We start from the raw sequence: 14,464 nt of genomic DNA, 5'->3' as shown, positions 1-14,464 counted from the left end.
TCAATCCTTTTCGTATCGCATGCCAGGCCCGGCTTCACTCGGAAACCAGGCGCTTGAATGACGGCTATTGAAGTCGCCAGATGGCGAGGGGATCGCATAGATCGCCCGGACCCAGCAATATCCTGAACGGCGCTCGGCTACCCGCATCCGTGCGGAGCCAATTTCGCCGTATAGGTTGCCCCTGGCGTCAGCGAACTTGTCCGTCTCACCTAGGCGAACCTCAACACGCCATTGCAGTGTGTTGGTTGCGCCTTCGAGCTCGCAGTCGATTATCAACGCTCTACGATCACGGCCCAGGCGCAGGTCCTTGATTGAGACCAATCCATTGAGCGTCCGGCTCACCTCAGCCACCTCCGACAAGCGACCGTCCCACACCTCGGCCTGAACGCGCGCTGTGTAGTTGCCGGGCTTTAAGTCGTGCACGACCCACTCGCACTTCGTGTTTGCAAGCCGCTCTTTCTTTACTTCGTGACCCGACTCATGCCATTCAATCAGATGCTGCTTGGCGCTGGCCACCGCGCCCCACGATATCTTGGCCGACATTCTGGCACCGTAGTCCGCGAATGCTTCAAGGCGTAGGGCGCTTGGCGCGGCAATCGGCACATAAGCTTGATCGGTCTTGTCAGTCGCCGCCGCATTGTCGACGAGCGCGAACTTTTCTGGCGCATGCCGCGTCGCCGTGATCGTGAAAGACGTTCCGTCATGCGATTCGGATACACCGACCACGCGATACAACTGCCGTACCTCGGCTGCCGGCTGAATCGTCCAAGCCGCACCCCGAACAGGCGTCTTTGGAAGCGGCCCGCTAGGCATTACCTCGGTACCGTGTACGCTCTCAATCCCCACGCGATGAATGCTCGCATCCGGCATCATCAACGTAAGGTAACTCCCAGGAAGGGCCTCGACCTCCCGGTCCAGGATCACACGGCCTGTATCCGTCACAGCCTTAATTCGCCCACCTATCGAACGCTGCGAGCGCAACGGATCGGCAATCTCGATCACCTGTCCTGGAAGCGCAAGCGCTCCATCCAGACCGACACCGAATGTCACGGTGTCGGTCTCCAAGCGCGAGGTCTCAAGAAGCCAATGCCCAGCCCGTTGCGCCTGCGATCGGCTGGTACAGCCAAACGCTGTGATTTCTGCCGTGTTGTAACCGTATAGAGCGATGCCATCAAGGTCCTCGACGCTTTCAACGGCCCGCTGAAATCCGTTGTTCGGGTCACACCATGTGACCATCACCGCCGTGTAACGTGACTTCAGCGCGCTCCCGGTGTACTTGAACACCCCTTCCACGACATTGCTCGGGTTGTAAATATATGCCGGATCGCACGGCATGTCGGCCGACGTCAGCACACTGCCCGCGCTCCAGTAGGCAATGCCGCGAAATACGCTCGCAAGCTGTTGCAACAAGGCGAACGCGTGCGAACGTGTCGTGATGTAGCAATTGCAGGTGAACCGCGGCTCTGTGCCGCCGCCACTACTTGGAACCTCCTCGTCGCAGTACTTCGCAATCGCATATAACGCGAAGCGATCGACATGGGAATCCCGCAGCCAGGCACCAGCGCCGTAGCGGCCATTGAGAAGGAGATCTCGAAAGATCCATGCCGGATTGTCTGTCCACGCGCGCTTAAACTTCCCGGTCCACTCCTTGCCGTACTTGCGGCCGACCGGATCGTAGTTGTCCGGTACTTCAACCAGCAACCCCTTCACGTCGTATGAGCGGACTGGAATTCGGTCGAATTTATCGGAGGTGATGCGCATCGCCGCCACTGCGCTAGCGGGATATTTGAACTCGCCGGTTCGCTTTTTTGTGTAGCTCACTACATGTGCCGTACCGTGCTTCTTGCCGACACTTTTATCTTGATCGATCTCGTCCGCACGCGAGATCTCCAGCACAAAGCGCGCACCTCCGACCAGCTCTACTGGAAACGTAAATGTCTTGCTATAGCTCTGGCAGATCCCCGTGATCTCTTTAGTCTCAACTTTGGGTGCCGGAACGTTCTTGCGTGCCGGATCGTACGACGGTGCAAACTGAAGTTTGATCGTCGCGTTGGTGTGCCCCTTATTCGAATCCCACCACAGATCATTCACCTGGACAGTAACATCCACCTCATCCACGTCCGGCTCTGCGACCTCGATCTTACAGGGCGTGAATTGCGTGACCTTGATTTTCTTTCCGTCCTTAAAAGCGTCGGCCAGACGACGTTGAAGCTCGACGCCCACTTGCACCTCACTTGAGGCCGCCGTGACCCACTTGATGGCGTCCTGCTGAGCCTTCCCCTCGACAAAATCAAATTTTTCAACTTCGAAATTCAAGCTCCCGTCGTCATTTTCGACTCGAACGCCGTCCAGATACACAGAGCGACGCTGAACAGCTTTAGCGGGAAATGGTCCAACGTTGTTGGCCAATCCCTCTATCTCTCCTTCCGAAATAAGATCGACAATGGTGCAGCAAAGGCGACTGTTGATAACCGTCTTCTCTTGCCCTTCAATGCCGCCTGACGTCTGCGTCGCGACCGGCGCAATGTCCTGCTCGGCCGCACGCGCCGGAGCATCGATGGCCTGGATGTCCGCACTGATCACTGTTGATCCAACGCGCATGCGCCCGTATAGCAAAGGCACCGGACCACCTTGAGCGACGACGTTCTGGATGCCTGGCATCCCGTGTTGACTTACCGGGCTCGGAGTCGGCGTCTGCGGCGAGAGCATCTGCGCAATTCCCCCCAGCGCCAAGGAGCCGCCCATGAGCATCATGTCGATGCCGAATTTATTGCTCGGGATGAGCCACATCGAGGCGGCCCCGGCGGCGGCAAGCGCCACGCCTGCGATCGTCTGGAATATCCCGCCGGCCTTACTGCCCGCAATCACCGGAGCGATGCGGATCGGCTCGCCACCCGAGGGCCAATCGAGCTGCGTCTTATCCACATTGCGCTGGCCCACGAACACCGCATAACGCACGCCCCGCTGACCGCTTTTGACGAGCTCCTGCCAGAATCCGGGAACCATCGTGCTGAGCGCTCGCACGGCATCGCGAGGAGAACGCACGACATAGGCGTGGTCGCGACCGAACTTGGCCCCCAGACTCCCATAGAGCCTGATTGGGCGGACTACATCTTCCAATTAATCGTCTCCCGGTGACGCAGCACATGCGTCACGTGTTTGCGGTAACGGGGCAGCGGCTCACGTCGCGAGAGCTGACCCCAAAGGTGATGCAGTATCTCGTCGTTCCCAAGATAGACTGCGGCGTGGTTGGGCACGCCGTATCGGCTCGCAATCGCCATAAGTAGGACGTCGCCCGTATGCAAGCTTGCACTGAGCTCAATGTTCGCGAAGCCCGCCGCTTCGTAGTTGTCCAGGTACAGCGAGCGGGCGGGATCGATCCACCACTTCCCGGAGCGTTCGAAGTCCGGCAGATCAAGATCGAGCGCTGCGCGGTAATAACGTCGCACGACGCCATAACAATCATGTGTGCCGTGCACGAAGCGCGCACCGATGAGCGGCGCGGTGGCAGTCGCTTGAGCGATTGCTTGCGCCGTAAATTGGTGAAGGCGGCCTGCCTGAGCGGCGCCGCCCTCGCCGCGTTCAACGCTTTGGATGAGCCACACCGGAACGCCTGACGTCCCACATGCAAACAGGTCATCAAGGCTTGGCAGAGCACTCGCATCAGGATGCGAATGAACGATGGCCTGCGCGCATCCCAAGTCTTCTGCGCAAGCGTACTCGGCCGCTGAAATGGAGAAGTGCTCGGACGGAAGATTTGAAACATTGGCGCACGGCAGGTAATCGCCGTTCACGATTAGCCCGCACGATTCGTTCGGATAACACGCGAGCGCGTGCTCCTGAATCGCCGCACGCGTCCGATCAGCAAGCATCACTTATCCGCCGCGCGTGAGCGCGCCATCCACGCCTGCAGCCGGAAAGCCACCAAAAGGCAGCGGGTTTTTCTTGAAGCGCGCACGGCAGTACGACAATCGCCCACCGCACATATCCTCTTCCGGCTTCTTCGTCTCGATGTTGTTGCGCGTGAAGTAAGGTGGTCCCGTGTACCCGCATTCAGCACCGCGATACTGCCATTGGCACACCGCACTGATAATCTGGCGTGCAGGCAGTTTGCGCCCCGACAGATCCAAGGGTGAACTCAAAGAGAATTCGACCACCGCCGCCGTTTCAAGCGTCTTTTGCTCAATTAGCCACACCTCGACGGGCATCTCGGCATGCGGGTCGGCTTGCGCGCTATCGTCAAGATACTGCGCAAGCGTTCTGCGCCGCCGCACCGGCGCGCCCACGAGATCGGCAAATCGCTCGCATAGTCTGGAAATCGCGCCGTCGAGATTGGCGACGCTCAGCGTAGGCGTGGGTTGTGCGGCGTCACCCGTTCGTCCAAAGCCCATAATCTGCACGGGAAATGCGTGATACTGCTGCCCTTGCCATTTAATTAGGCCACCGTGCTGATGCGCGTGAAACCGCAGAACTTCACCGCCTCGGCTTGTCAGATCGAGCTCGAATAAATTGATTAGCGCACCCGGCTCCAGCCGCTGCACGTCCGCACGTGCCGCATTGATCACTTCACTCATGCGTCAAAGACCTCCTTGAATGTCACGCTCAATGCGTAAAGATCGCCGGCGAGCGCGCGCGTTTGCACGCCCTGCTGAGCGTCGACCCTGAACAGACCACGCGTGCTTAATGGCGGTGTCCAGTAAAAGGCTTCGGTACCGCGCGTGGCATTGAGAAACGCGCGGATTGCGCCGATTTCTTGCCCGTCACCAACAAACCGAAGCGGCCACGACTCCGTGACGTTACGCACGCCGTCGGCCACCGCCTGGCTGTAGCCGTCGCCGAACTGCACCGTGCGCACTCGAAAGTGCGTGGTTCCCTCCGCATCAACAGAAGGTGACCAGGTAAAGGTGCGATGCATAGCTGAGACTCTCACGCGAGCAACCCCTGCGACATCAAATAACCGACTCCGCCCTGGCCGCCCATCTTGCGCGCAAGCTTCTGGTCGAAGAACACCCCCACCCATTCCTGCAGCGCACGAAGGTCGTGATCGCTTAGACTCGAGCCTCCATGATGGTGAACAGCCAGGTGAACCTGTGCGCCCTCCGATCGTGCCGCGACCGCGCTCGACCCACCCGCGAGGCCGCCCGAGGAGAAATGCGCCAAGTGATTGGAATTGATTGCCTCGAGCAGCGCATGATGCTGACGTGCCGAGGCGGCGTTCACCACGTACTCTCCGTCGGACAACATCGCAGGAATGCTGTCGCTTGTGCCCGTGCCCGGCCCGGAGATGGATCCGCCCTGTGCGCGGTGGGGCAGTAGCTTCAGAAGCTGCGCAATCACCTCTGTGGTCGGTGACCGATCTATGAGACTTGCAATAATTCCACCCATTGCCTGGTGCAATGCAAGCTTCGAGAGATCGGCGAGCGCACTGGCGACAAACTCTCTCACACCGAGCTTGCCCGTTGTCACGAACTTCGTCACCGCGTCTTCCATCCGGCTCATGACGTTGACCACCGCGTGGCGTGCAGTTTCCGCGTGAGCTTGCGTGTCCTTGAAGAACTCCGCCATGCCGCGGCTTGCACCTTCGAGCCAATCGGTTTGGCGACCCCTGAGCTCCGCGTAATACCGGTCATGGTTCGCGATCGATTCGACGAGACTCGCTTGAACATCAGCCACCGCTCGTCTATACCCATCGCTGTTTAATACCTCTGAGCTTGCGCTCATTCGCAACTCATCAAGCTCGCGTTGGTGCTTGCGCGTGATTTCGTTCAGATCAGCTTGCTCGTCTCGGCGCAATGGATCCGCGTCGCGCCCGATGAGCGCGCGCGCGTAACGGCCAGCTTGCTCCTCACCGTACTCGCGCAGGCTCTCACGCGCATGCAGCGCCTGCACGGCGATCTTCGCTGTCGCCTCGCGCAGCTTCAATTCTTTCTCCATGCCGATATTCCGCTCGAGCTGTAATCGAATCGCTGATTGGGCGTGCCCGAGACTTTGTTCTTCCCTATTCGCGGCGTGCGTCTTTAATGCGGCCATCTTCTCGTTGAATCGCGCCAGCTCCTTTTGCGCGTCGCTAAGCTTGTCGGTCGTCGACATCTGCGCCCGAAGCGCAGCAGCCTGCTCACGAAGCCGGTCGAGATAACGCCTTGCGGCATCATCTGTGTGCGACGCCCGGACCTGGGCCTTTGGCGCATGGTAGAGCGACTCATTGTGAGCAATCGTCTTCTTCAGATCTGCATCGAGCCGTGCCCCAAGCTCGCGAAGCTCCTGATGACTCTTGCCGGCCGCTCTGGCGACGCCCAGGATCGCATCTTTGGCTGCGCGTGCGCTGGCGTTCGCATCGTCAAGCTTTTCCTTCCACGAGCGCACTGACTTCATCACTTCGTCGTGATGCGCCATCATGGATGCCAACGTGTCGACACTCTTCTTGTGCGAGTCTGCTTTAGATGCTTGGTCAAGCAGAGCATGTTTGCGGCGCTCAAGCGCCGCGATCTCCCTTTCGATCGCCTCCGTGTTCGTCCCGAACGGATTAGCGTCGGCGTCATACAGCATGCCTCGCTGGGAAGCAATCGCATCCTGCAACTTCGCGAGCTCATCTACCTTGCCTGTGACGCCCCGCCAAAAACGCTCCCACCGTTGGCCAAGCGTCTCGTAGCTATCCGTCATTGCCTTGTTGTCGGACACGACGGCTTCTCGCGCGCGTTGGCTCGCCGCTTGTACGAACTGCGCCCATGCGCCCGCTTTGTCGCCGGATTGTTCGACTGTACGGATCTGCTCGATCTGCGCCTGGCTCAGGTCGTGGTGCGTGTCAGCCCAATTCCGCGCGGCTTGAGCAGCATGTCCATACGACTGCTCGAATTGACGCACTACGTCCTCTGTCGAGTGCCCCGAGACCTTTGCATAGGCCGCCACACCCTCGGCAACTTGCAAGAGATCTGCCGCAGCGACGCGCCCGGATTGCGCGAGACTCATCAACGCCTGGCGCGCGTCGTTCGTCGAAACACCTACACGACTCGAGAGGGTGTCGGAGTAGACCAGTAACTTGCCCTGGGTGAGCGCTGCATAGTTGCCAGAAAGAACCATCGCATGATCGAGCTTCTCTTGCTGCTCGCTCAGTGCGTGAATGGCATGATAGGCAACGTACGCGCTTGCACCCAGGGCGCCTAAGGCGATGCCAGCCGGCCCACACAGCATCGGCAAGACATCGATGCGCTCGCCGAGCACCATGAGCGAGCCCATGAAATTCTTCCAAGTGCCTTGCATGGCTTCGTGCCCAAGCACAAACAATTCGCGCCGAGCGGCGGCCGACCCGGCTCCCAGATGATGCATGGCGCGCGAGGCAGCTTCAGCCTTCGCAATCAATGGCTCCGCAGACGCAGCAATGCCAAGGTTTGCTGCCTTCAATCGCATTAAATCGAAACGCGTCTTGCCCGCGGTCTCGGCCACCTTTTGAAAGCCCTTCACCGCAGCGTTGACCTGACGCACGCTCGCCGCAGCGCCGTTACTGGCCGCCTCTTCTAACGCACGCGCAACCACCGAGCTGCTCACGGCCATGTCTTTCTGACAAGCCTCGAAGGTTCGCGCGCTTGCTTGTTGATCAGCGACGAAACCCTTGCTCGCGCGTTTCACTCGCTCCATGCCTGCTTCGAAACCAGACGCATCGGCGCTGATACGAGTGACGACCTCATTAGCCACAGCCTGCCTCCTTCAACTTCTGCTCAACGACCTCCGCCATCTTTCGAGCCGCCTCTGACTTCTTGGCGTCGAACGCGGGACGCATGAACGGCTGCGCAGGCGTTCGCGAACTACCAAACTCGATGTCGTGAATGCCGCGCGCGACTGTGCGCTTCGTCAACGGCACTGCGTTTCGCTTGCCCAGTTCCACAAAACGCCCATAAAAGGCGTCCGCGCTCCAGGTGACGATGTAGGAGGCAAGCTTGCCGGGCACTGATTCCTCTTGATCGTATGCAATAAGAAGATGGTCTCGCAGGAATCCAGGCGAATGGGGTCGGCCGAAACGCTTGCCGATGCGATCGCCTACTGGCGCGCGCCGTTTCGCTTCTTCATGAATCACGCGAGCGCCGCACACCGCCGCCTGGCGGAGCGTGCTTTCACTTACCGCGTCATCGAGCTTAGCGAACATGTCAGTCAACGCCTCAAGATTCTCAACACGATAGTTTTTACTCACCCTCGAGCACCTCCCCGTTGCGCACGACGAGGCGCTTTGCGCCAGAGCGTTTGGCTGCGTCCAGATTGACACCAAACGTGTCGGCCACAATCTCCTCGGCGCTGCGCCCACTAGGCTTTGAATGCTCGCGGCTCCAACCAGACCAAGGCGTAAACTCCGCCGCCGACGCGAGCGGTGCTTCCTTGCCACGATGGATGTTGTACAACAGACTCATAAGTGTGCCGGCCCGCAGATCTTCAATGTGGCCGCCCCATGGTTCGAGTTCGAACAGCGCCACCCAATCCGAATATTCGGCACTGAACACCTCGAGCTTGGCGCGCCGCACCGACATGCCCAATGCCATAGCAATGCGCATCCACATCAGTTTCCGCGGGCTGGCTTTCAGTTTTTTGTGGCTTCCTCCTGGGCGCGGTTACCGAGACCGTTCAGCCGCATCGCGATCTGCGCGAGTTCTTCGAGGAGCGGCTTGCGCCCCGCACGAAGCGCTTCAATGTCGTCTCCGCTGAACAGCGGCTCACCTCCTTCATCAACCACGGTGGCGGCGATCAGCGTCGCTTCAAATGCGCTGTTTCCAGCGCGATCTTTAACGCTGTCGTAAAGCGCGTCGCGCGCCGCGCCCGTGAGCTCGCGAAAGCGTACTCGCTCACCTCCGAGTGCCACGACGTTCTCATCGACGATATTGGGCTGAAGAGCCGATAAAATTTGTTCTCGTTGCATGTCAGGCCTCTTTAGATTGGTTCTGCGAATGAGATAAACTGACGTTAGATAGAGCCTTACCGTGAATTCGGCTTTTTACCGAACGTAATCTCGATCTCGCCGCTCACCTCCAGGTTGACGGAGCTGGTCAGCATCTGATCGACCTTCGCCGCGATCGGGAAATCCTTCACATGCGCATTAAACTTGATTTCCGTTCCTTCCGACAAAGTGAGCTTAAACTCAAGCAGCGTTCCGTTTTTCCTTGCGTTGAACAATGCCTGATGCGACTTCTCGGTCATATTCACGTGAAGCGCGAGCGTCACTTGCCCCCAATCCTGCATACCGCGCTTCTTCTCTCGACCGGTGCTATTCAAACGCGTAACGTCAACCAGGTTTGCCGAACCCGTGAAGCTTGAGATGTCGGTGAAGTTTGCTACTTCGGCAAACGAAGCGTTGTCACCGCTCGGGTCCTTGTACTCCAGCTTGGTGCCTTGCGATGGAACTGCGGTCGACTGCTGCTTATTCGAGTCGTTATCTGCGCCAAAAATATCTTCCGGCGTGGTTTTCTCTGCCATTGCTTTTACTCCGTTATTCAAAAATCGTCGCGGCGGTCCTACCATCACGTTCTACTAAAACTTGCTCCAGATACTCACATCAAGATGACTTCCAAAAAGCCGGGTCTCGCGCTCAAAGACATCCTCAGGTGCGCCTAGAGGCACCGCGCCAACCGTAGGGTTGACGATGGCCCACACGACTTGATGCATCAGCTTCGTGCGACCATCGGACGTGGTATCCCACACGGATATCTGCACTCGCGCACGGACAACGCCCAAAGGTTTGCCGCTCAGACCGACGGGAAAACGTCCGCCGGCCACCTGATAAACGATCCACGGAGGGCTAACATCGTCATCCACAACGTCTTCGAACACACGCCCGTCGGCCAGACGCGCGAGCGCATTACGAACGATTTTCCCGGCGCTCATCGGTGACGCAGATAAGTTGGATATACTCGCGCTGATCAACATCCGGCTGCACTTGCTCAATGCGCATGACGAGGCCATCAACCGTCAAGCGCATGCCCTGCCGGATGGCCTTGCAAGCTATCCGGCTATACCGAATACGCACGCTTGCTCGCGTAATGCTGATGGGCGCATCGGCCGCAATGATCTCCTTGCCGCTTTGCATAATCACAAACGCGCGCGTCTTGATTACAAGCTCCCACGCGATCGATTCACGATTTGGATCTCGTACACGGCGCTCGATGCGCACGGTCCGATTGAACACTCCTGCCGGCATCAGAATCTCGATGGCACGCAAATCGGCGCGAGCAGCACGTCGGCATAACCACCCGGCATCTCGCCGATGGCTTGTCCCCGTGCAAATAGTTCGCGATGGTCATATGCCCATGCGGCCGCCAGAAGCATCCACGAACGCACCGATGGATAGCGCGACAGGTCAATGCCCGCTTGGTAGGTGATCAAGACCGTGCTGGCATCGGGCCAGGCGCGATTGGCCTTGGGCGCGAGAAGCGTCTCACGACCCAGCTGCACAACCTCATAGGTATTGCTATCCAGCGTTGTCAACTCTTCCGAAGCAATGCGCGATTGCACGCTTTCGACGGTTAGGACCTGACCAATCGACAACGGGAATTCGCCCTGCGGAAAGCTAGCAAAACGCTCGACGTACCGCGCGTGGCGAATCGCAGCGCCGGACTTACTCTCTGCTGCCTGCCGCGCGCTTGGGATCACAATTCGCTCAATGAAATCGCGTTCATCCTCGTCATCGATTCGGCATTGCGCAGCGACATCTTCGAACGTCAGTGGTTCAGCGTCGTCCAGATATTGAACCAGCACGGTGGTCATTTAATTTATCGAGCGCCGAGCTCTTATACGCCCCAACGTACGCCAGTGAGCACGGCAATCGATTCGACGTGGCGCGGACCAAAGTCGTTCTTGGCGATCACTCGGATTAACGTCTGGTCACGTTGAAAAGCGCTGACTACCTGACCATCCGAATCTTTGTAGGTGGCCTCCTTGCTGTAGTCGATCTCAAGCGAATCTTCTTCGCCGATGAACAGGTCGCCGAAGTCAGCAAAGTAGATCTCCGACGCATTGGTCTTATCGGCCGACTTGCCATCAGGATCGCCATTAATCGGAACTTGCGTCGTCCGCCCGACCGGATAACCCTTTAACATGCCATTGTCGAGCTCCGGATAGACCTTATTACCGGTTTCGTTGCGCAAGCTCGTCAGAAACCGGAACACGCGGGGCGCCATGATCCATCCCGGCGTGATCATGTTTGCGTCCGCACCCTCGAGTGCCAGAATTACCTTATTCAAGTCGATGTCGACTTTCTGCACGGACGACCCGTCACTTGCGGCGATCTTGTTTGTCTGAACTGCCCAGTGACGGAGGCCCTTCGGCGTGTTCGAATTTCCGTCGTCGAGAATGAATGCTTTATCCTCTCGAGAGCCGATAGCACTGGTCAAGTCACTAACAACGATCTGGTCGACGTTTGGGTTCACGCCCGCATACTTGAGCAGATCGTTTGCGATCGGCACCAGCGCGGCAAGCTTCTTCGCCGTAAGCTTCAAGTCGTCAAACTGCTGTTGCGCGGCCGGGATATCCGTATCTGCGCCGATATAGCCGACTACAGCACCGCCCTTCAAGCGTGGAATCGTGATGTTGCCGTTCGACAGCGGCAGCGTACGTGCTCCGAGCTTACGAACGACGGACTTCGGACGCAGCAGCTCGATCACTTCGCTCGAGAGGTTTGTTGGCACGAGAACGCCGCCTGCGCTCGACGTGAGCGTGTTAAGCGACATGGCGACGTCTTCACCAAAGCCGCGCTCCACCGCCAACTTTGAAGCCAACTGTGTGTCGCCACGCGCAGCGGCCAACGCGCGCACCATACGCGCCACCTTCGCGCCTTTCACCTCTGGCATCTTCGGCTGCGCCGGAACGCTCGGTGCCCCACCGCTTGCCACCGCTGCTGGCGTCGGATCGATTGCAACTGCCGCCGCGGCCGCCATGCGCTCGGCCATCTCTGCGCGGTCGATCTGGGCGGTGATCTCGCTGAACTTCGTACTTAAACTATCAAATTCGGCATGTTGCTCGGCGGACAGCGCAACGCCTCCCGCTTCGATTGCGGCAAGCGCTTGGACCTGCTGGTTAACGTTCGCGCGTTCGCGGCGAAGTTCGTTGATATTCAAAATCGATCTCCAATAAAAAAACCGCCCGAAGGCGGCGGTACTCGTTCAGCCGCGAACGCGCTGACGTGAAAAACTCGTGTGTGTCAGTAGGTACTTCGCATGCTCATCGCAGCGGCCTGCGCGGCAACACTTCGCCGTGAAGCCGTGCTCACCTTGAGCTCGCCACGCGAGGCCCGTATCTCTGCGGCTATCCGATTCACAGCAGACTGAGGCGTTTCGATACTGTCGGCCAGTCCCGCCTCTACGCCCTGCTTGCCAAAGAAAATTCCCGCCTGCGTGTCTTTGACCGCCTGAGTGGCGAGGCCTCGGAAGTTCGCGATCGCATCGACGAACTGCGCGTAGTTTGTTTGCACTACGCTAGTTAGATGCTGGAGTGACTGGTCACTCAATGGCTCGTGGGGCGTGAGATCGTTCTTGCGGTCGCCAGCGAACACCGAGGTAACCTTGATGCCCTGCTGCTCGTCGCGCTTGGACATGTCCAAGTGCTTGGCGATTACGCCGATCGAACCGACGCCAGAGCTTTGACTGACGATCACGTTCGACGCGGCCGCCGCGATCAGGTAGCCGCCCGAGAACGCGGAGAAATTAACGATCGACGTGATCGGCTTCACTCTCGTGGCAGCACGGACGTCGTTGGCTAACTCGAACGCACCCGTCGCGCTGCCGCCGTTGCTGTCGATGTCAAGAATGATGTGCTCGACCGCGGGATCGCTGACAGCCTGGTTCAGCGACGCGCGCAGTCCTTCATAGCTCGTCATCGGCTCACAGGGGTTCATGTGCGCCGAGCGCGATACAAGGATGCCGGCGACCGGAATGATGTCCAGACCAGTATCGGCAACCACTGCGCGTCGGCGCTCGGATGCCGCCGCCATTTGCGCGCCGCCCCCAAAGTCGCCGTCTTCCGTGACTTTCGGCTGCGTACCGTGCACGCTCAAATTCACGATATTCAGATGCAGGGCCTGATTAGCCCATTGGACCGCCAGCGACATCATGTGATCACTAACGAGTTGCGGCTGATTGAAAATTAGGCTCGCGAGTTTGAGATGTGGCTTCAAGACAGAATCCTTTCGACGTCTGCAACTTGCGCTTTAGTGGGCTTAGCTTGGCTCGGTGGCATGGGCAGCGGCTTGGATGCGTCCACCATATTGAGCGGGCTCAAATAGGTATCTCCCCCGTCCACTGGCGGCATGTTCTCCAAGCGCCGGATGTCGTTGCTTGACAGCCAGCCCCATTGACGCCCGACCGCATAAGCTGCGTACCGCGACGCCTGATCACCCCGTAGCAGCCCTGCCAGGTTGTATTCGATGAAGTACCGCTTGCGCTCGGACGGCAGCAGCAAATCACGCGTTTTCGCCTGCTCGTGCCGCTTGACCCATGGCAACAAGGTATAGATCACAAACTGAATCTCCTGATGCTCGATGTTACTGAACGTGGCCCGCTCAAGTTCGTTCACCATGTGCGCCGGAATCTTATAGATCCGCGCGATGTCGAGCGCGGAAAGCCGCAACGCATCGATCAAAGCCGCGTCAACGTTAGTCATCGACAGCGGCTTAAAGGTCATGCCCTCCTGCAGGAGCGCGACCTTCTTGGCATTGCCTGAGCCTGCGAACTTCGCGTTCCAACTGTCGGTAATGCGATCGACACCTGCCTGATCCTTAATGGGCGGGCTTGCACTCGGTCGCTCAATCACGCCGGAGAGCACCGTGCCATTCAGAAACGACCTTCCCGCATACTGCTGTATCGCCTGAGAATGCCCAATCGCATTCGCATGGAGCATGATTGGGGACTGCCCTGTATAACTATCGAGCGTGATCCAGCGAACATGATGGATCAGGCGCTGGGGCATCGGCTCCCCGCCAAAGGCGATGTAAAAAGGCTTGAGATCCCCACCGCGCTTAACTACCACCGATTCGCTTGGCATCGGATAGAGCCCCCGAACGACCCCATCGCAGTCGCGATCAATAAAGCTATAACTATTGCCGCAAAGTCCGACGGCAAGCTGCGACTGCTCTTGGTACTCGAACGGGGTTTGCCACGGGTTCGGTTCGTACTTCAGTATTGAATACAACGGATGATTAACGGCCGGCTTCCTATCATCGCCAGATCGCTCATACAGCTCGATCGGCAACTGCGCAATGCTTTCGGCCAACAAGGTGACGCAGGCCTGCAGCACCGTGAGTGATAGCGCGCTTTGCTTGGTAACGGTCTGGCCCGACTCGGAGCGCACGCTACCCAGAAGCGACGAGATCCATCCGCCTAACCCTGTCTGCGAGAGACCAGCGCTAGGCAATAGATGCTTGCTAAAAAACACTACCTACTCCTTTGCCTGCGCCGCCTGCCCGATGCGAGCCGCGGCACGGTCGGCAAGGTATGCC

General features: G+C 58.6%; 15 protein-coding genes. All 15 read right to left on the bottom strand.

Going from position 1 to position 14,464, the window contains the following annotated elements; all coding sequences use genetic code 11:
- Positions 1 to 3,120 (bottom strand): phage tail protein, encoded by a 3,120-nt coding sequence (locus tag NCT04_RS04990; RefSeq protein WP_250464103.1) that lies wholly within the window; start codon positions 3,118 to 3,120, stop codon positions 1 to 3.
- Positions 3,108 to 3,872, bottom strand: a complete 765-nt coding sequence (locus NCT04_RS04985; protein ID WP_250464101.1) for a C40 family peptidase — start codon at positions 3,870 to 3,872, stop codon at positions 3,108 to 3,110. The genes NCT04_RS04990 and NCT04_RS04985 overlap by 13 nt, the downstream gene beginning before the upstream one ends.
- A gap of 3 nt (positions 3,873 to 3,875) precedes the next feature.
- Positions 3,876 to 4,574 carry a phage minor tail protein L gene (locus NCT04_RS04980; protein WP_250464100.1) on the bottom strand — a complete coding sequence of 233 codons (699 nt, stop codon included), beginning with the start codon at positions 4,572 to 4,574 and terminating at the stop codon, positions 3,876 to 3,878.
- The gene (locus NCT04_RS04975; RefSeq protein WP_250464097.1) at positions 4,571 to 4,915 is read right to left on the bottom strand and encodes a phage tail protein; all 345 of its coding nucleotides are present in this window, start codon (positions 4,913 to 4,915) and stop codon (positions 4,571 to 4,573) included. Before NCT04_RS04975 ends, NCT04_RS04980 begins: the two co-directional genes overlap by 4 nt.
- Positions 4,916 to 4,926: 11 nt before the next feature.
- Positions 4,927 to 7,689 (bottom strand): phage tail length tape measure family protein, encoded by a 2,763-nt coding sequence (locus NCT04_RS04970; RefSeq protein WP_250464095.1) that lies wholly within the window; start codon positions 7,687 to 7,689, stop codon positions 4,927 to 4,929.
- Positions 7,682 to 8,182: an HK97-gp10 family putative phage morphogenesis protein gene (locus NCT04_RS04965; protein ID WP_250464093.1), complete on the bottom strand. Its 501-nt coding sequence runs from the start codon at positions 8,180 to 8,182 to the stop codon at positions 7,682 to 7,684. Before NCT04_RS04965 ends, NCT04_RS04970 begins: the two co-directional genes overlap by 8 nt.
- Positions 8,175 to 8,543, bottom strand: coding sequence for a phage tail assembly protein T (locus NCT04_RS04960; protein ID WP_250464091.1), 369 nt, complete (start codon positions 8,541 to 8,543; stop codon positions 8,175 to 8,177). The genes NCT04_RS04965 and NCT04_RS04960 overlap by 8 nt, the downstream gene beginning before the upstream one ends.
- 20 nt (positions 8,544 to 8,563) lie before the next feature.
- Positions 8,564 to 8,899, bottom strand: a complete 336-nt coding sequence (locus tag NCT04_RS04955) for a hypothetical protein (RefSeq protein WP_250464089.1) — start codon at positions 8,897 to 8,899, stop codon at positions 8,564 to 8,566.
- Between the two features lie 56 nt (positions 8,900 to 8,955).
- Positions 8,956 to 9,453 (bottom strand): phage tail tube protein, encoded by a 498-nt coding sequence (locus tag NCT04_RS04950; protein WP_250464087.1) that lies wholly within the window; start codon positions 9,451 to 9,453, stop codon positions 8,956 to 8,958.
- A 54-nt stretch (positions 9,454 to 9,507) separates the two neighbouring features.
- Positions 9,508 to 9,861, bottom strand: a complete 354-nt coding sequence (gp17, locus tag NCT04_RS04945) for a tail completion protein gp17 (RefSeq protein WP_250464085.1) — start codon at positions 9,859 to 9,861, stop codon at positions 9,508 to 9,510.
- A complete protein-coding gene (locus NCT04_RS04940) occupies positions 9,836 to 10,174 on the bottom strand; it encodes a phage head closure protein (protein WP_250464083.1) in 339 nt (112 codons plus the stop codon). The genes gp17 and NCT04_RS04940 overlap by 26 nt, the downstream gene beginning before the upstream one ends.
- Positions 10,174 to 10,740, bottom strand: coding sequence for a head-tail connector protein (locus tag NCT04_RS04935; protein WP_250464081.1), 567 nt, complete (start codon positions 10,738 to 10,740; stop codon positions 10,174 to 10,176). The genes NCT04_RS04940 and NCT04_RS04935 overlap by 1 nt, the downstream gene beginning before the upstream one ends.
- Before the next feature lie 23 nt (positions 10,741 to 10,763).
- On the bottom strand, positions 10,764 to 12,089 hold the full coding sequence (locus tag NCT04_RS04930) for a phage major capsid protein (protein WP_250464079.1): 1,326 nt from the start codon (positions 12,087 to 12,089) through the stop codon (positions 10,764 to 10,766).
- An 83-nt stretch (positions 12,090 to 12,172) separates the two neighbouring features.
- Complete coding sequence (locus tag NCT04_RS04925; protein WP_250464077.1) at positions 12,173 to 13,144, bottom strand: S49 family peptidase; 972 nt, start codon at positions 13,142 to 13,144, stop codon at positions 12,173 to 12,175.
- Positions 13,141 to 14,400 carry a phage portal protein gene (locus NCT04_RS04920; RefSeq protein WP_250464075.1) on the bottom strand — a complete coding sequence of 420 codons (1,260 nt, stop codon included), beginning with the start codon at positions 14,398 to 14,400 and terminating at the stop codon, positions 13,141 to 13,143. The genes NCT04_RS04925 and NCT04_RS04920 overlap by 4 nt, the downstream gene beginning before the upstream one ends.
- Between the last annotated feature and the right edge of the window lie 64 nt (positions 14,401 to 14,464).

Source organism: Caballeronia sp. GAFFF2, from assembly GCF_023631485.1.
GTDB lineage: Bacteria > Pseudomonadota > Gammaproteobacteria > Burkholderiales > Burkholderiaceae > Caballeronia.
Note: the sequence above shows the minus strand (reverse complement) of the source record. Positions and strands in the feature narration are given on the sequence as shown.

Excerpts from the sequence above, each read along its gene's own strand:
- NCT04_RS04985 (WP_250464101.1), bottom strand. The coding sequence starts at position 3,872 with ATGCTTGCTGATCGGACGCGTGCGGCGATTCAGGAGCACGCGCTCGCG.
- NCT04_RS04980 (WP_250464100.1), bottom strand. The coding sequence starts at position 4,574 with ATGAGTGAAGTGATCAATGCGGCACGTGCGGACGTGCAGCGGCTGGAG.
- NCT04_RS04975 (WP_250464097.1), bottom strand. The coding sequence starts at position 4,915 with ATGCATCGCACCTTTACCTGGTCACCTTCTGTTGATGCGGAGGGAACC.
- NCT04_RS04960 (WP_250464091.1), bottom strand. The coding sequence starts at position 8,543 with ATGTGGATGCGCATTGCTATGGCATTGGGCATGTCGGTGCGGCGCGCC.
- NCT04_RS04955 (WP_250464089.1), bottom strand. The coding sequence starts at position 8,899 with ATGCAACGAGAACAAATTTTATCGGCTCTTCAGCCCAATATCGTCGAT.
- NCT04_RS04950 (WP_250464087.1), bottom strand. The coding sequence starts at position 9,453 with ATGGCAGAGAAAACCACGCCGGAAGATATTTTTGGCGCAGATAACGAC.
- gp17 (WP_250464085.1), bottom strand. The coding sequence starts at position 9,861 with ATGAGCGCCGGGAAAATCGTTCGTAATGCGCTCGCGCGTCTGGCCGAC.
- NCT04_RS04940 (WP_250464083.1), bottom strand. The coding sequence starts at position 10,174 with ATGCCGGCAGGAGTGTTCAATCGGACCGTGCGCATCGAGCGCCGTGTA.
- NCT04_RS04935 (WP_250464081.1), bottom strand. The coding sequence starts at position 10,740 with ATGACCACCGTGCTGGTTCAATATCTGGACGACGCTGAACCACTGACG.